The organism is Streptomyces sp. NPDC028331 (genome assembly GCF_055565775.1).
Genome location: NZ_JBVHTR010000031.1, coordinates 74,109 through 88,899, shown reverse-complemented (window position 1 = coordinate 88,899; position 14,791 = coordinate 74,109). Strand labels below are relative to the sequence as shown.

Annotated in this window: 13 protein-coding genes; 12 read left to right on the top strand and 1 reads right to left on the bottom strand. The window is 70.2% G+C overall.

What is annotated here, in order from left to right; translation table 11 throughout:
• From ACZ4SW_RS33255 to ACZ4SW_RS33245, 3 genes are read left to right on the top strand one after another with little or no spacing between them, the layout of a single operon-like run.
• A complete protein-coding gene (locus ACZ4SW_RS33255) occupies nt 1-1,365 on the top strand; it encodes an LLM class flavin-dependent oxidoreductase (RefSeq protein WP_468252730.1) in 1,365 nt (454 codons plus the stop codon).
• 9 nt (nt 1,366-1,374) lie between these two features.
• On the top strand, nt 1,375-2,004 hold the full coding sequence (locus tag ACZ4SW_RS33250) for an antibiotic biosynthesis monooxygenase (RefSeq protein ID WP_468252729.1): 630 nt from the start codon (nt 1,375-1,377) through the stop codon (nt 2,002-2,004).
• A complete protein-coding gene (locus ACZ4SW_RS33245; RefSeq protein WP_468252727.1) occupies nt 2,001-3,122 on the top strand; it encodes an acyl-CoA dehydrogenase family protein in 1,122 nt (373 codons plus the stop codon). Before ACZ4SW_RS33250 ends, ACZ4SW_RS33245 begins: the two co-directional genes overlap by 4 nt.
• 58 nt (nt 3,123-3,180) lie before the next feature.
• On the opposite strand, the gene ACZ4SW_RS33240 is transcribed toward ACZ4SW_RS33245, so the two are convergent.
• Complete coding sequence (locus ACZ4SW_RS33240; protein WP_468252765.1) at nt 3,181-3,633, bottom strand: MarR family winged helix-turn-helix transcriptional regulator; 453 nt, start codon at nt 3,631-3,633, stop codon at nt 3,181-3,183.
• Between the two features lie 215 nt (nt 3,634-3,848).
• On the opposite strand from ACZ4SW_RS33240, the gene ACZ4SW_RS33235 reads away from it, so the two are divergent.
• The 9 genes from ACZ4SW_RS33235 to ahcY all read left to right on the top strand — a co-directional run bounded on the left by ACZ4SW_RS33235 (nt 3,849) and on the right by ahcY (nt 14,788).
• Nucleotides 3,849-4,946, top strand: coding sequence for an NAD(P)/FAD-dependent oxidoreductase (locus ACZ4SW_RS33235; protein WP_468252726.1), 1,098 nt, complete (start codon nt 3,849-3,851; stop codon nt 4,944-4,946).
• Between the two features lie 122 nt (nt 4,947-5,068).
• Nucleotides 5,069-5,326: an acyl-CoA carboxylase subunit epsilon gene (locus tag ACZ4SW_RS33230; protein ID WP_468252724.1), complete on the top strand. Its 258-nt coding sequence runs from the start codon at nt 5,069-5,071 to the stop codon at nt 5,324-5,326.
• Between the two features lie 33 nt (nt 5,327-5,359).
• On the top strand, nt 5,360-6,283 hold the full coding sequence (locus tag ACZ4SW_RS33225) for an alpha/beta hydrolase (RefSeq protein ID WP_468252723.1): 924 nt from the start codon (nt 5,360-5,362) through the stop codon (nt 6,281-6,283).
• 150 nt (nt 6,284-6,433) lie between these two features.
• Entirely contained in the window at nt 6,434-6,598 is a 165-nt protein-coding gene (locus tag ACZ4SW_RS33220; RefSeq protein WP_468252721.1) for a hypothetical protein, read from the top strand.
• A gap of 87 nt (nt 6,599-6,685) precedes the next feature.
• Nucleotides 6,686-7,909 (top strand): methionine adenosyltransferase, encoded by a 1,224-nt coding sequence (gene metK, locus ACZ4SW_RS33215; RefSeq protein WP_468252720.1) that lies wholly within the window; start codon nt 6,686-6,688, stop codon nt 7,907-7,909.
• Between the two features lie 97 nt (nt 7,910-8,006).
• A complete protein-coding gene (locus ACZ4SW_RS33210; RefSeq protein WP_468252718.1) occupies nt 8,007-8,990 on the top strand; it encodes a carbohydrate kinase family protein in 984 nt (327 codons plus the stop codon).
• Complete coding sequence (gene metH / locus ACZ4SW_RS33205; RefSeq protein WP_468252716.1) at nt 8,987-12,481, top strand: methionine synthase; 3,495 nt, start codon at nt 8,987-8,989, stop codon at nt 12,479-12,481. Before ACZ4SW_RS33210 ends, metH begins: the two co-directional genes overlap by 4 nt.
• On the top strand, nt 12,478-13,401 hold the full coding sequence (gene metF / locus ACZ4SW_RS33200; protein WP_468252714.1) for a methylenetetrahydrofolate reductase [NAD(P)H]: 924 nt from the start codon (nt 12,478-12,480) through the stop codon (nt 13,399-13,401). Before metH ends, metF begins: the two co-directional genes overlap by 4 nt.
• A complete protein-coding gene (gene ahcY, locus ACZ4SW_RS33195) occupies nt 13,379-14,788 on the top strand; it encodes an adenosylhomocysteinase (RefSeq protein WP_468252713.1) in 1,410 nt (469 codons plus the stop codon). Before metF ends, ahcY begins: the two co-directional genes overlap by 23 nt.
• Nucleotides 14,789-14,791 lie beyond the last annotated feature (3 nt).

The following is a 14,791-nucleotide window of genomic DNA, read 5'->3' as shown; positions in this document are numbered from 1 at the left end:
ATGGACAAGCAGATCCTCGTCACGGCCTTCGACATGAACACCCCGACCCATCTGTCACCGGGAACCTGGCGCCACCCGGACAGCCAGGGCCGCAGGTACAAGGACCTGACGTACTGGACCGATCTCGCCAGGACCCTCGAACGCGGGCTGTTCGACGGTCTTTTCATCGCGGACGTCCTCGGCGTGTACGACGTGTACGCGGGCACGCCCGACGCGGCGCTGCGCGGCGGCGCCCAGGTCCCGGTCAACGACCCCATGATGCTGGTCTCCGCGATCGCGCACGTCACGGAGCATCTGGGTGTCGCGGTCACCTCGTCGACCTCGTACGAGCACCCGTACCCGTTCGCCCGCCGGATGTCGACACTGGACCATCTCACCGGCGGCCGGGTCGCCTGGAACATCGTCACCTCCTACCTGGACAGCGCCGCCCGCAACCTCGGGCTAGACCGCCAGACCGGGCACGACGAGCGGTACGACATCGCGGACGAGTACCTCCAGGTCGTGTACAAGCTGTGGGAGGGTTCCTGGGAGGACGACGCCGTCCGGGCGGACGACGGCTACGCGGACCCCGCGAAGATCCACCCGATCGGCCATGACGGACGCCACTTCAAGGTGCCGGGAATCCACCTGTGCGAGCCGTCCCCGCAGCGCACCCCCCTCCTGTTCCAGGCCGGCACGTCCCACCGGGGCAAGGACTTCGCCGCGCTGCACTCCGAGGCCGTGTTCGCGGTGGCGCCGGAGGCGTCGATGCTGCGCAAGCAGGTCGACGACCTGCGTGCCCGCGCGGCTGCGGCAGGCCGGGATCCGCACGACATCAAGGTGTTCAGCGGCTGTACCGTCATCACCGGCGAGACCGATGCCGAGGCCAGGGCCAAGTACGACGTCTACCGGAGCTACATCGACCCCAAGGGCATGCTCGCGCTGTTCTCCGGCTGGCTGGGCTTCGACCTGTCCCCCTACGGCCTGGACGACCCGGTGCGCGTCGTGCCGAACCACGCCGTGCAGTCCATCGCGGAAACCCTCGGCCAGGGCGACTGGAAGGTACGCGACCTTCTGGAGCGGCTCGCGCTCGGCCATCCGCCGGTGATCGTCGGCTCGCCGGCGAAGGTCGCGGACGAGATCCAGCAGTGGATCGAGGAGACCGGCGCGGACGGCCTGAACCTCGGCCACGTCGTCACGCCCTCGACCTACGAGGACTTCGCCGACCTGATCGTGCCCGAACTCCAGCGCCGCGGCGCCTACAAGAAGAAGTACTCCGACGGCACGCTGCGCCACAAGTTCTTCGGCCGCGGGGACCGCCTGGCGTCCACGCACCCCGGTTCCCGTCACTCGCGTTCCCGGCACACACCCACGGCGCTCGACTAGGGAGAGCACATGAGTTCCATCAGGGTGGAGGACGGCTACTTCACGCTGTTCAACATCTTTCACACGGACGGGCCCGAGGGGCAGAAGCTGCTGTTCGACCAGTGGCGCAGCCTGCCGCCCGCGAACGTCCAGCCGGGCCTGGTCTCGGGCAACTTCCACCGGGGCCTCGACGGCACCTCGGTGATCAACTACGCGCAGTGGGAGAGCAGGGCGGCGTACGACGCCTTCATGAGCGAGCAGGGCACCCGTGGCCGGCTCGGCAGCGCCCTCACCGTCTCCCGGCTGGACAGCATCGCCTGCGAGGTGGTCCACACCTGGGACCCGGCGCCCCGCATCTCGCTCGACAAGCCCTGGTACACCGTGGTGATCGTCGTCAAGTCGGCTCCGGAGGACCAGGCCGAGGTGCTCAAGGAGATGACCTACGATCCCCCGGAACTGGCCGGGACACCGGGCTACGTGTCCCACGCCGTGCACCGGGGCCTGTCCGGCGAGCACGTGATCAAGTACGCCCAGTGGGAGGACGAGGAGCGCTTCCACGCCTTCATGAGCAGGCCGAAGGCTCCTTCGCCGCTCGACGACCTGTCCGTCGAGGTCGAGCTGTACTTCAGCGAGATCGAGTACATCCGGGAGCGGTCGTGAACGACCACGGGACCTGGCCGGACGCGACCACGCTCCGGACCGCGGCAGAGACGGCCGGCCGGCACGCCACGGACGCGGACGCGACCGGGAAGCTCGCCGCCGATACCGTCCGGACGCTGGCCGCGGCCGGTTTCCCCGGCGGCTTCGCGCCGGTGGGCCAGGGCGGCACCGGGGCCACGTTCGACGAGGTGACCAGGGCCGTCGCCGCGATCGGCGAAGGATGCACGTCCGCCGCCTGGATCGCCTCGCTGTGGGCGTACAACGGGCGCTTCAGCGCCTACCTGCCGGAGGAGGGACGGCAGGACGTCTGGGCCAAGGGGCCGGACACGCGCCTGGTCAGCTCGATGGTCGCGGCCGGGGTCGAGGCGGAACCGGTGGACGGCGGCTGGACGCTGTCCGGGACGTGGCTCTACGTCAGCGGCGTCGAGTTCGCCGACTGGGCGCTGCTCAGCTCGGCGCCCCCGCGCGAGGGCGACCGCTCCATCCGGGTGTTCGCCGTTCCCAAGGACTCGTTCACCCACCAGGAGACCTGGTCGACCCTCGGCATGCGTGCCACGGGCAGCCACACCCTCGTCGTGGACCGGGCGTTCGTGCCGGAGCACCGGTCGTTCCTCTGGGACGACATGCGGCGGGGAAACCTGCCCGGTTCCCGCTCCACGGTGCATTCCGCCCCGCTGTTCGCGGTGAACGGGCTCACCTTCGCGGCACCGATCCTCGGCGCGGCCCGCGGCGCCCTGCGCCTGGTCGAGCGGCACCTCGCCCACCAGCCGAGCGGGGCACGCGCGGTGGCACGGGAGTCGAGCCGGATCGCGTTCGCCCGCGCGGCGGGCGAGATCGACGCGGCGGGCCTGCTGCTGTCACGGGTCGCCGAGACCGCCGATCAGGGCCGGCTCGGGGAGGACGGGGTGGCCGCACGCAGCCATCGCGACAGCACACTCGCGGTGGAGCTCCTCGTCGGGGCGGTGGACCGGCTCTTCCACGTGACCGGGACCCGGGGGCAGGCGACGTCACACGGGATGCAGCGCATCTGGCGGGACGTCCACGCGGCGGGCTCGCACGCCGCCCTCCAGTTCGAGGCGGCGGCACTGGCCTACACGCAGCGGCTGGTCGCCTCCTGACGCCTCGTCCGTGCCGGAGAAGGCCCGGTCCTCATCGGGGAACTCGGAGCACAGGGGCTCAACCGCGGGCGGCGTTCCCGGAGTCCGGTTCCAGGAAGACCACGGGAACCTTGTTGTCCAGCACGACACGGCCGAGCAGCCCGGCGAGCGTGTCGCGTTCCGCCTCGTCGAGGGCGGCCGGCAGTTCCTCGATCCGGCGGCAGGCCTCGGTGTAGAAGTGGTCGGCGAGCCGCGCGCCCCGCGCGGTGAGCGCCACCCGCACCGCACGGCTGTCCCGCGGGTCCGCCTCCCGTCGAACCAGCCCGTTGTTCTCCGTGCGGTCCACCAGACCGGTGAGGCTCGACTTGGCCAGGCCCAGCATCGCGCACAACTCGCCCATGCCGTACGGCTGGGCCATCAACACGCACAGCAGTTGACCCTGCTGCGGCGTGAGGCCGTGCTCCCGGCCCGCCTGGGCATACACGGCATTCACCAGGAACGAGGACCGCACCAGTGCGGCCACCAGTCCCATGTCGCCGTCTTCACGCTCAGCCACGCGGGCAGCGTACCACGGAAACGGGGAAAGTTCGCAGCAAGAACTTCTGGAAGTCGGTTGACGTATTCCTGTAGTCGCTTAACCAACATCTGTAGTTCTTGTGGGTCTTATTGGTTGTGGTTCGTACTGCGAATCAGTTAGGTTCTGAACTCGAAACCGAAGTGATTTTCTTGGTCTCTGGAGCGTGAATCATGAGTCGTACAGTCGCCGTTGTCGGCGGAGGCTACGGGGGCGCCGCGGTCGCCAAGGCGCTGGAGTCCGAGGCCGACGTCGTCCTCATCGACCCCCGTGACGCGTTCGTCAACGTGGCCGGGTCCCTGCGCGCGCTGGCCCAGCCCGAGTGGGCGGGCAACATGTTCTACCCCTTCAAGACGCTGCTCACGCAGGGCAAGGTGATCCGCGACCGCGCCGTCTCGGTCGACCCCACCGGTGTCACGCTGTCCTCGGGCGAGCACGTCGCGGCGGACTACGTGGTCCTGGCCACCGGCTCCAGCTACGCCTACCCGGCCAACCCCGCCGCGGACACCGTCGCCGAGGCGCTGGAGGACTTCCGCCGGTCGCACAAGGAACTGCTGCAGGCCGACAGGGTCCTCATCCTGGGCGCCGGCCCGGTCGGCCTCGAGCTCGCCGGAGAGATCAAGGAGATCTGGCCGGACAAGCGCGTGACCATCGTCGACCCGGCCGAGGAGCTGCTCCCCGGCTTCAAGCCCGAGGTGGTCGAGGACCTGCGCGGCCAGCTCGACGCGCTGGGCGTCGAGGTGCGCCTCGGCACCGGCCTGGCGGCGCAGCCGGGCGTCGAGTCCGGCCGTGCCGGCACCTTCACCGTCACCACCACCGACGGCGACGAGATCACCGCCGACGTCTGGTACCGCGCCTACGGCACCACCATCAACAGCGGCTACCTCGCCGACGGCAAGCTCACCACCCTCACCCCGCAGGGCCAGGTCCCCGTGACCGAGACCCTCAACGTCAAGGGCCACGACCACGTCTACGCGATCGGTGACCTCACCGATGTCGCCGAGGCCAAGATGGCCGGCTTCGCGATGCAGCACGCCGAGGTCGTCGCCAAGAACATCGCCGCCCAGCTCAAGGGCGAGCAGCCGACGGCCACCTACCAGCCGCTGGGCTTCCCGATGATCCTGCTCCCGCTCGGCCCGAAGGGCGGTGTCGGACAGCTTCCTTCGCCCGACGGCCCGTTCGTCGCCCCGGCCTCGATGGTCTCCGAGTTCAAGGGTGCGGATCTGTTCACCGGCCGCTTCGTCGGCCAGTTCGGTCCCACCGCCGCCTGACCTGCCGCGACACCCAGCCCGCCGCGCGAATTCGACGGTCCTTCTGGAATCCCCCGCCTTGGACCGGCGAGTTCGCGCGGCGTTCGTGTTTTCCGTCCCACCCCACCCATGGAGACGACGTCATGCCACTTTCCACGGACGCGCCGGCCACCCCTGCCGCCCCGGCCGGTCCCGAGACCTTGCTGCGCATCGAGAAGGGCAACCCCGACGCGTGCGAACTGGCGGCGCTCACCTCGGTGCTGCTCGCCCGCGCGGCCGCCTGCGCGGAATCGGACGACGACGTGCAGCAGGCAGGCCGCCGCACAGCGGGCTGGCGCCGGCTCGAACGCCGCTCCGGACCCGGCACGCCACGCAGTTGGCGCGACGACATGCGCCGCTGACGTGGGCATCCGGAGCGAAGCATCGATGATCACATGTCACAGCCGTTGAACACCGCTGCCTCCCCGACCCGTGAGATCACCCTCGACGCCGGCGGGATTCCGCTGTCCGGCCTGATCGCCGAAGCATGGCCGGGGCCCCCGAGGGCCGTCGTGGTCGCCGTCCACGGCGGCGGCATGCGGGCGGGATACTTCGACAGCCGGGTCCGCCCCGGCCTCTCCCTGCTCACTCTCGGCGCCGACCTCGGATACACCGTCCTGGCCGTCGACCGCCCCGGATACGGCAGTTCGGCCCCCTGGCTGCCACGCGGGCAGACCCTGGCGGAACAGGCGGCGACACTGCACGACGCGCTCGCCTCCTTCGCGGCCACCCATGACACCGGCGCCGGGCTGTTCCTCGTGGCCCACTCCAACGGCGGCAAACTCGCCCTGGCCGCGGCAGCCGAGGAGCGCGGCCGTACCCTGCTCGGCCTGGACATCTCCGGCCTCGGCAGCCGACTCGCCGTGCGCACGCACCAACTGCCCGGACAGAACGGGCACGGTGACTGGCGCCGACACTGGGGCTCACTGCGCCTCTACCCGCCGGACGCCTTCCGGCAGGGGCGGCACCTGGTGTCACCGGTACCCGAACTGGAGGCGCGCGAGGGGCCGTTGTGGCCCCGGATGTACCCGCGCATCGCCCGTAAGGTGCGCATACCGGTCCGTTTCACCTTCGCCGAGCAGGAGCAGTGGTGGCTGTTCGACGATGCGGCCGTGGCCGCCCTGCGGCGACCGCTGGCCGCACCGAAGGTCGTGGTCGACCACCAGCCGGACGCCGGGCACAACCTCAGCCTCGGCTGGGCAGCCCGCGCCTACCACCTCAAGGCCCTCGGCTTTCTGGAGGACTGCCTCCTCGCCGAGGACGCGGCACCCGCCCGGCGGAGCCCACGCCCCGTGAGCCGGCCGGCCGCCGCCCTGTGAGCCGCCGCGACCAGCCGCCGACCCACCAGCCGCCGACCCACCAGCCGTTCCCGACGGCCGGACGGCACCGCTGACCCACCCGCCGTTCCCGGCCGCCCGAAGGCACCGCTGATCCGATCGGAGACACACGCCACCGAAAGACAGGCAGAGATGAGCATCGACACCCTTGAGCCGGGCCTGGCCACCGACCACGACGCCCCGGACGAACCCGCGCCCGCCGTCGTACGGCCCGCGCCCGCCGCCGTATGGCCCGCGCTGCTGGCGGGGGAGGAGCGCGAAGCGCCCGACCCGTGGATCTACCGCGGCACCGACTGAGCCGCCCGCGGGACGCCCCGGCACCCACCCGGCCCGTGGACCGCCCCGCACACCGACCGTTGTCACCACTCACTTCCCAGGAGAGACATGTCCCGCCGCCTGTTCACCTCGGAGTCCGTGACCGAGGGCCACCCCGACAAGATCGCCGACCAGATCAGCGACGCCGTCCTCGACGAACTGCTGCGCCAGGACCCGTCCTCGCGCGTCGCCGTGGAAACCCTGATCACCACCGGTCAGGTGCACATCGCCGGTGAGGTGACGACGGCCGGGTACGCCGACATCGCCACGCTCGTCCGCGAGAAGATCCTGCAGATCGGCTACGACTCCTCGGCCAAGGGCTTCGACGGCGCCTCGTGCGGTGTGTCGGTGTCCATCGGCACCCAGTCCCCGGACATCGCGCAGGGCGTGGACGCGGCCTACGAGGCCCGGGTCGGGGGTGCCGCCGCGGGTGCGGAGGTGGACGAGCTGGACCGCCAGGGCGCCGGTGACCAGGGCCTGATGTTCGGCTACGCCACCGACGAGACGCCCACCCTGATGCCGTTGCCGATCGAGCTGGCGCACCGCCTGTCCCGTCGCCTGGCCGAGGTCCGCAAGGACGGCACGGTCCCCTACCTGCGCCCCGACGGCAAGACGCAGGTCACCATCGAGTACCTGGGCAGCCGGCCGGTCCGCCTGGACACCGTCGTCGTCTCCTCCCAGCACGCCCCGGGCATCGACCTGGACGGGCTGCTGGCCCCCGACATCCGTACGCACGTCGTCGAACACGTCCTGGACCGGCTCGCAGAGGACGACATCAAGCTGGAGACCGAGGGATACCGGCTGCTGGTCAACCCCACCGGCCGCTTCGAGATCGGCGGCCCGATGGGCGACGCCGGACTCACCGGCCGGAAGATCATCATCGACACGTACGGGGGATACGCCCGGCACGGCGGCGGCGCCTTCTCCGGCAAGGACCCGTCCAAGGTCGACCGCTCGGCCGCCTACGCGATGCGGTGGGTCGCCAAGAACGTGGTCGCCGCGGGCTTCGCCGCCCGCTGCGAGGTGCAGGTCGCGTACGCGATCGGCAAGGCCGAGCCGGTGGGCCTGTTCGTGGAGACCTTCGGCACCGGCACCGTCGCCCAGGAGCGCATCGAGCGGGCCATCGCCGAGGTCTTCGACCTGCGTCCGGCTGCGATCATCCGCGACCTGGACCTGCTGCGGCCGATCTACTCCCAGACGGCCGCCTACGGCCACTTCGGCCGTGAGCTGCCCGACTTCACCTGGGAGCGCACCGACCGGGCCGAGGCGCTCAGGACCGCCGCGGGAATCTGACCCGGCAAGCCGCAGGAACCCGACCTCTGGAACGGCCCCACGCAGCCGGCCGGCGACCCGACCGCGCCGGCCACCCGACAGGAGTGCAGGAGTTGATGTGCGTATCGCGGTGACAGGATCCATCGCCACCGACCATCTGATGGTCTTCCCCGGCCGGTTCGCGGACCAGCTCCTCCCCGACCAGCTCGCCCGCGTCTCCCTCTCCTTCCTGGTGGACGCCCTCGAGGTCCGCCGAGGGGGAGTCGCGGCCAACATCGCCTTCGGCCTCGGCAGCCTGGGCCTCGCCCCCCTTCTGGTCGGGGCGGTGGGCAGCGACTTCGCGGAGTACGAGGTGTGGCTCAAGGAGCACGGTGTCGACACGAGCGCCGTCCAGGTCTCCGCCGAGCGGGCAACCGCACGCTTCATGTGCATCACCGACGAGGACGCCAACCAGATCGCCTCGTTCTACGCGGGCGCCATGCAGGAGGCCCGCGACATCGACCTGGGGCGGGTGCTGGGCGGGCGGGCGCGCCCCGACCTGGTCCTGGTCGGCCCGAACGACCCGGCGGCGATGCTGCGCCACACCCGCGAGTGCCGGGACCTCGGCCTGCCCTTCGCCGCCGACCCCTCCCAGCAACTCGCCCGCCTCGACGGCCCGCAGGTGCGGGACCTGGTGAGCGGTGCCCGCTGGCTGTTCACCAACGAGTACGAAGCGGCCCTGCTCCTCGAACGCACCGGCTGGGACCGCGACGACGTCCTCGAACGCGTCGGGGCCTGGATCACCACCCTGGGCGGCGAGGGCGTGCGCGTCGACCGCGCGGGCCTGCCCCCGGTGGACGTCGCGGCCGTACCCGAGGTGCCGATCACCGACCCGACCGGCGTGGGCGACGCCTTCCGGGCGGGCTTCCTCGCCGCCCTCAGCCACCGACTGCCGACTGCCGCCGCGGCCCGCCTGGGCTGCGTGGTGGCGTCGACGGCCCTGTCGACGGTCGGCTCCCAGGCCTACCGCATCGACCGTTCGCACATCCTGACGACCGCCGCGCGCGCCTATGGCGAGGCCGCGGCCCGAGAACTCCTCCCGGCCCTGGACGGCACCCCATGACAGACTCCCGCAGCGCAGACCTCCGCGAAGCACTCGCCACCCGTGTCGTGGTGGCCGACGGCGCGATGGGCACCATGCTCCAGGCGCAGGACCCCAGCCTCGACGACTTCCGGCAACTGGAGGGCTGCAACGAGATCCTGAACGTCACGCGCCCGGACATCGTGCGCTCGGTCCACGAGGCGTACTTCGAGGCGGGTGTCGACTGCGTCGAGACCAACACCTTCGGTGCGAACCATGCGGCACTGGGGGAGTACGACATCTCCGAGCAGATCTTCGAGTTGTCCGAGGCGGGCGCGCGGATCGCCCGCGAGGTCGCCGACTCCTACACGCGGCGGACCGGCCGGCAGCGCTGGGTGCTGGGCTCCATGGGCCCGGGCACCAAGCTCCCGACCCTGGGCCACGCCCCCTACACGGTGCTGCGCGACGCCTATCAGCGCAACGCGGAGGGCCTGATCGCGGGCGGCGCGGACGCGCTGCTGGTGGAGACCTCCCAGGACCTGCTGCAGACCAAGTCGGCGCTGCTGGGCGCGCGCCGGGCCCTGCGGGCGGCGGGCGCGGACCTGCCGCTGATCTGCTCCGTGACGGTGGAGACGACGGGCACGATGCTGCTCGGCTCGGAGATCGGCGCGGCCCTGACGGCGCTGGAGCCGCTGGGCATCGACGTGATCGGCCTGAACTGCGCCACAGGCCCGGCGGAGATGAGCGAGCACCTGCGCCACCTCGCCCGGCACGCCCGCGTGCGGCTGTCGTGCATGCCGAACGCGGGCCTGCCGGTCCTGGGCAAGGACGGCGCCCACTACCCGCTGACCCCTGCCGAACTGGCGGACGCCCAGGAGGCGTTCGTACGGGAGTACGGGGTGTCGCTGGTGGGTGGCTGTTGTGGTACGACGCCGGAGCATCTGCGGCAGGTCGTGGAGCGGGTGCGGGGGATGACTCCGCCGGTGCGGGATCCGCGTCCGGAGCCGGGTGCGGCGTCGTTGTACCAAGCGGTGCCGTTTCGGCAGGACACCTCGTACCTGGCGATCGGTGAGCGGACGAACGCGAACGGGTCGAAGAAGTTCCGTCAGGCCATGCTGGAGGGCCGCTGGGACGACTGTGTGGAGATGGCCCGGGAGCAGATCCGTGAGGGCGCGCACATGCTCGACCTGTGTGTGGACTATGTGGGCCGGGACGGTGTGGCGGACATGGAGGAGCTGGCCGGCCGGTTCGCGACCGCTTCCACGCTGCCGATCGTGCTGGACTCCACCGAGGTGGAGGTGTTGCGGGCCGGGCTGGAGAAGCTGGGCGGCCGGGCGGTGATCAACTCGGTGAACTACGAGGACGGTGACGGGCCCCAGTCGCGTTTCGTGCGGGTGACGGAGCTTGCGCGGGAGCACGGGGCTGCGTTGATCGCGTTGACGATCGATGAGGAGGGCCAGGCCCGCACGGCTGAGAAGAAGGTGGAGATCGCCGAGCGGCTGATCGCCGATCTGACCGGGAACTGGGGTATTCGTGAGGAGGACATCCTCATCGACTGTCTGACGTTCACGATCTGCACCGGGCAGGAGGAGTCCCGCAAGGACGGGATCGCGACGATCGAGGCGATCCGGGAGCTGAAGAGGCGTCACCCGGCGGTGCAGACCACGCTGGGCCTGTCGAACATCTCCTTCGGTCTCAATCCGGCCGCCCGTATCCTGCTGAACTCGGTGTTCCTGGACGAGTGTGTGAAGGCGGGGCTGGACTCGGCGATCGTGCACGCCTCGAAGATCCTGCCGATCGCTCGTTTCGACGAGGAGCAGGTGGCCACGGCCCTGGATCTGATCTATGACCGGCGTGGTGAGGGCTACGACCCGCTGCAGAAGCTGATGGCGCTGTTCGAGGGCGCCACCGCCAAGTCCCTGAAGGCGGGCAAGGCCGAGGAGCTGGCCGCGCTGCCGCTGGAGGAGCGGCTGAAGCGGCGGATCATCGACGGTGAGCGCAACGGCCTCGAAGCCGACCTGGACGAGGCTCTTCAGGAGCGCCCGGCCCTCGACATCGTCAACGAGACCCTGCTGGACGGCATGAAGGTCGTCGGCGAACTGTTCGGCTCCGGTCAGATGCAGTTGCCGTTCGTGCTGCAGTCCGCGGAGGTGATGAAGTCCGCGGTCGCCTATCTGGAGCCGCACATGGAGAAGTCGGATGCCGAGGGCAAGGGCACGATCGTGCTGGCCACCGTGCGTGGGGATGTGCACGACATCGGTAAGAACCTGGTGGACATCATCCTGTCGAACAACGGCTACAACGTGGTCAATCTCGGTATCAAGCAGCCGGTGTCGGCGATCCTGGAGGCTGCCGAGGAGCATCGTGCGGATGTGATCGGCATGTCCGGGCTGCTGGTGAAGTCCACGGTGATCATGAAGGAGAACCTGGAGGAGCTCAACCAGCGCGGTCTGGCCGCGAAATACCCGGTGATCCTCGGCGGCGCCGCCCTGACGCGCGCGTATGTCGAGCAGGACCTGCACGAGATCTACGAGGGCGAGGTCCGCTACGCCCGCGACGCGTTCGAAGGCCTGCGCCTGATGGACGCCCTGATCGCGGTCAAGAGAGGTGTGCCCGGGGCCAAGCTGCCGGAACTCAGACAACGCCGCGTCGCCAGGAGGGCCGCGGCGCCGCTGGGGACCGAGGAGCCGGCCGGAGCGGTCCGTTCGGACGTGGCCATCGACAACCCGCTGCCGAAGCCGCCGTTCTGGGGCACCCGTGTCGTCAAGGGCATCCAGCTCAAGGAGTACGCGGGCTGGCTCGACGAAGACGCCCTGTTCAAGGGCCAGTGGGGGCTGAAGCAGGCCCGCACCGGCGAGGGACCGACATACGAGGAACTGGTCGAGACCGAGGGCCGGCCCCGCCTGCGCGGCTGGCTGAACCACCTGCAGGCCGCCCATCTCCTGGAAGCCTCCGTCGTGCACGGCTACTTCCCGTGCGTGTCCAAGGGCGACGACCTGATCATCCTGGACGAGAACGGCTCCGAACGCACCCGCTTCACCTTCCCCCGCCAGTCGCGAGGCCGGCGCCTGTGCCTGGCCGACTTCTTCCGCCCGGAGGAGTCGGGCGAGACGGACGTCGTCGGCCTCCAGGTCGTCACCGTCGGCTCGAGGATCGGCGAGGAGACCGCGCGGCTGTTCGAGTCGAACTCCTACCGCGACTACCTCGAACTGCACGGCCTGTCCGTCCAGTTGGCGGAGGCGCTGGCCGAGTACTGGCACGCCCGCGTGCGTGAGCAGCTCGGCATCTCCGCCGCCGACCCGCAGTCCATGGACGGCATGTTCCGCACCGAGTACCAGGGCTGCCGCTACTCGCTGGGCTACCCGGCCTGCCCCGACCTGGCGGACCGCGCCAAGATCGCCGAGCTCCTTCAGCCGGAGCGGATCGGCGTCCACCTCTCCGAGGAGTTCCAGCTCCACCCCGAGCAGTCCACCGACGCCCTGGTCGTCCACCACCCCGAGGCGGGCTATTTCAACGCGGGAGGCCGCACATGACCACGTTGCGCGACATCCTCGCGACCGGCACCCGGTCCTTCTCGTTCGAGTTCTTCCCCCCGAAGACCGAGGCGGGCGCCCGCACCCTGTGGAACGCGATCCGCCGGATCGAGGCCATGTCGCCCACCTTCGTGTCCGTCACCTACGGCGCGGGCGGCTCCTCACGTGACCGTACGGTCGAGGTGACCAAGCGCATCGCGACGGAGACCACGTTGCGGCCCGTCGCCCACCTCACCGCCGTCGGTCACTCGGTGGCCGAACTGAGGCACATCATCGGTCAGTACGCGGATGCGGGCGTCCACGACGTGCTCGCCCTGCGCGGCGATCCGCCCGGCGACCCGAACGCCCCCTGGACCGCTCATCCGGAGGGCTTCACCCACGCCCATGAACTGGTCTCCCTCATCAGGGAGCTGGGCGACTTCGGCATCGGCGTGGCGGCCTTCCCCGAACGCCACCCGCGCTCGCCCGACTGGGACAGCGACATCGAGCACTTCGTCGCCAAGTGCCGCGCAGGCGCGGACTACGCCATCACCCAGATGTTCTTCCGCGTCGAGGACTACCTGCGGCTGCGGGACCGGGTCGCCGCGGCGGGCTGCGACACCCCGATCATCCCCGAGATCATGCCCGCCACCGACGTCCGCCAGATCAGCCGCTTCGCCGAACTCAGCGGCGCGACCTTCCCGGAAGAGCTGGCCCACCGCCTGGAGGCGGCCCGTGACGATCCGGCCGCCGGGCACCGCATCGGTGTCGACCACGCCACCGCCATGGCCGACCGACTGCTCGCCGAAGGCGCTCCCGGGCTGCACTACATCACGCTCAACAGGTCCCTGGCGACGCTCGAGATCCACCAGAACATTCTGAACATCCAGAACATCGTGATTCCAAGGAGTGCCGAGTATGTCCTCTCAGCCGACCGCTGACTTCACGGATTTCAAGGTCGCCGACCTCTCGCTGGCCGAGTTCGGCCGCAAGGAGATCACCCTCGCCGAGCACGAGATGCCCGGCCTGATGGCGATCCGCGAGGAGTACGCCGAGGCGCAGCCCCTGGCCGGCGCCCGCATCACCGGCTCCCTGCACATGACCGTCCAGACCGCCGTCCTCATCGAGACTCTCGTCGCGCTCGGCGCACAGGTCCGCTGGGCGTCCTGCAACATCTTCTCCACCCAGGACCACGCGGCCGCCGCCATCGCCGCTGCCGGTGTCCCGGTCTTCGCGTGGAAGGGCGAGACCATGGAGGAGTACTGGTGGTGCACCGAGCAGGCCCTCACCTGGCCCGGTGGGGCGGGCCCGAACATGATCCTGGACGACGGCGGTGACGCCACCCTCCTGGTCCACCAGGGCGTCGCCTACCAGAAGACCGGCGAACTCCCGCCCGCCGACAACGAGGAACTCGCCGTCGTGCGCGCCCTGCTGGAAGCGAGCACCCTCGACTGGACCACCGTCGCCACCGAGATCCGCGGCGTGACCGAGGAGACCACGACCGGTGTCCACCGCCTGTACGAGATGCAGCGCGAGGGCACCCTCCTGTTCCCGGCGATCAACGTCAACGACGCCGTCACCAAGTCGAAGTTCGACAACAAGTACGGCTGCCGCCACTCCCTGATCGACGGCATCAACCGCGCCACCGACACCCTGATCGGCGGCAAGACCGCGGTCGTCTGCGGCTACGGCGACGTGGGCAAGGGCTGCGCGGAGTCCCTGCGCGGACAGGGCGCCCGCGTGATCGTCACCGAGATCGACCCGATCTGCGCGCTGCAGGCCGCCATGGACGGCTACCAGGTCACCACGCTGGACGAGGTCGTCGAGACCGCCGACATCTTCGTCACCACGACCGGCAACAAGGACATCATCCTCGCTTCGGACATGGCGAGGATGAAGCACCAGGCGATCGTCGGCAACATCGGCCACTTCGACAACGAGATCGACATGGCCGGCCTCGCCAAGGTCCCCGGCATCGTCAAGGACGAGATCAAGCCGCAGGTCCACACCTGGACCTTCCCCGACGGCAAGAAGATCATCGTGCTCTCCGAGGGCCGCCTGCTGAACCTGGGCAACGCCACCGGACACCCGTCGTTCGTGATGTCCAACTCCTTCGCGGACCAGACCCTCGCCCAGATCGAACTGTTCACCAGGCGCGACGCCTACCCCATCGGCGTGTACGTGCTGCCCAAGCACCTCGACGAGAAGGTCGCCCGCCTCCACCTGGACGCGCTCGGCGTCAAGCTCACCGAGCTCCGCCCGGAGCAGGCCGCCTACATCGGTGTGCCGGTGGAGGGCCCGTACAAGCCGGACCACTACCGCTACTGACGG

What these genes read in the sequence shown, in the direction of transcription:
- metF (WP_468252714.1), top strand. Translation starts at nt 12,478, where the DNA reads ATGACCACGTTGCGCGACATCCTCGCGACCGGCACCCGGTCCTTCTCG.
- ACZ4SW_RS33235 (WP_468252726.1), top strand. Translation starts at nt 3,849, where the DNA reads ATGAGTCGTACAGTCGCCGTTGTCGGCGGAGGCTACGGGGGCGCCGCG.
- metH (WP_468252716.1), top strand. Translation starts at nt 8,987, where the DNA reads ATGACAGACTCCCGCAGCGCAGACCTCCGCGAAGCACTCGCCACCCGT.
- ACZ4SW_RS33250 (WP_468252729.1), top strand. Translation starts at nt 1,375, where the DNA reads ATGAGTTCCATCAGGGTGGAGGACGGCTACTTCACGCTGTTCAACATC.
- ACZ4SW_RS33220 (WP_468252721.1), top strand. Translation starts at nt 6,434, where the DNA reads ATGAGCATCGACACCCTTGAGCCGGGCCTGGCCACCGACCACGACGCC.
- metK (WP_468252720.1), top strand. Translation starts at nt 6,686, where the DNA reads ATGTCCCGCCGCCTGTTCACCTCGGAGTCCGTGACCGAGGGCCACCCC.
- ahcY (WP_468252713.1), top strand. Translation starts at nt 13,379, where the DNA reads ATGTCCTCTCAGCCGACCGCTGACTTCACGGATTTCAAGGTCGCCGAC.
- ACZ4SW_RS33225 (WP_468252723.1), top strand. Translation starts at nt 5,360, where the DNA reads ATGTCACAGCCGTTGAACACCGCTGCCTCCCCGACCCGTGAGATCACC.
- ACZ4SW_RS33230 (WP_468252724.1), top strand. Translation starts at nt 5,069, where the DNA reads ATGCCACTTTCCACGGACGCGCCGGCCACCCCTGCCGCCCCGGCCGGT.
- ACZ4SW_RS33255 (WP_468252730.1), top strand. Translation starts at nt 1, where the DNA reads ATGGACAAGCAGATCCTCGTCACGGCCTTCGACATGAACACCCCGACC.
- ACZ4SW_RS33240 (WP_468252765.1), bottom strand. Translation starts at nt 3,633, where the DNA reads ATGGGACTGGTGGCCGCACTGGTGCGGTCCTCGTTCCTGGTGAATGCC.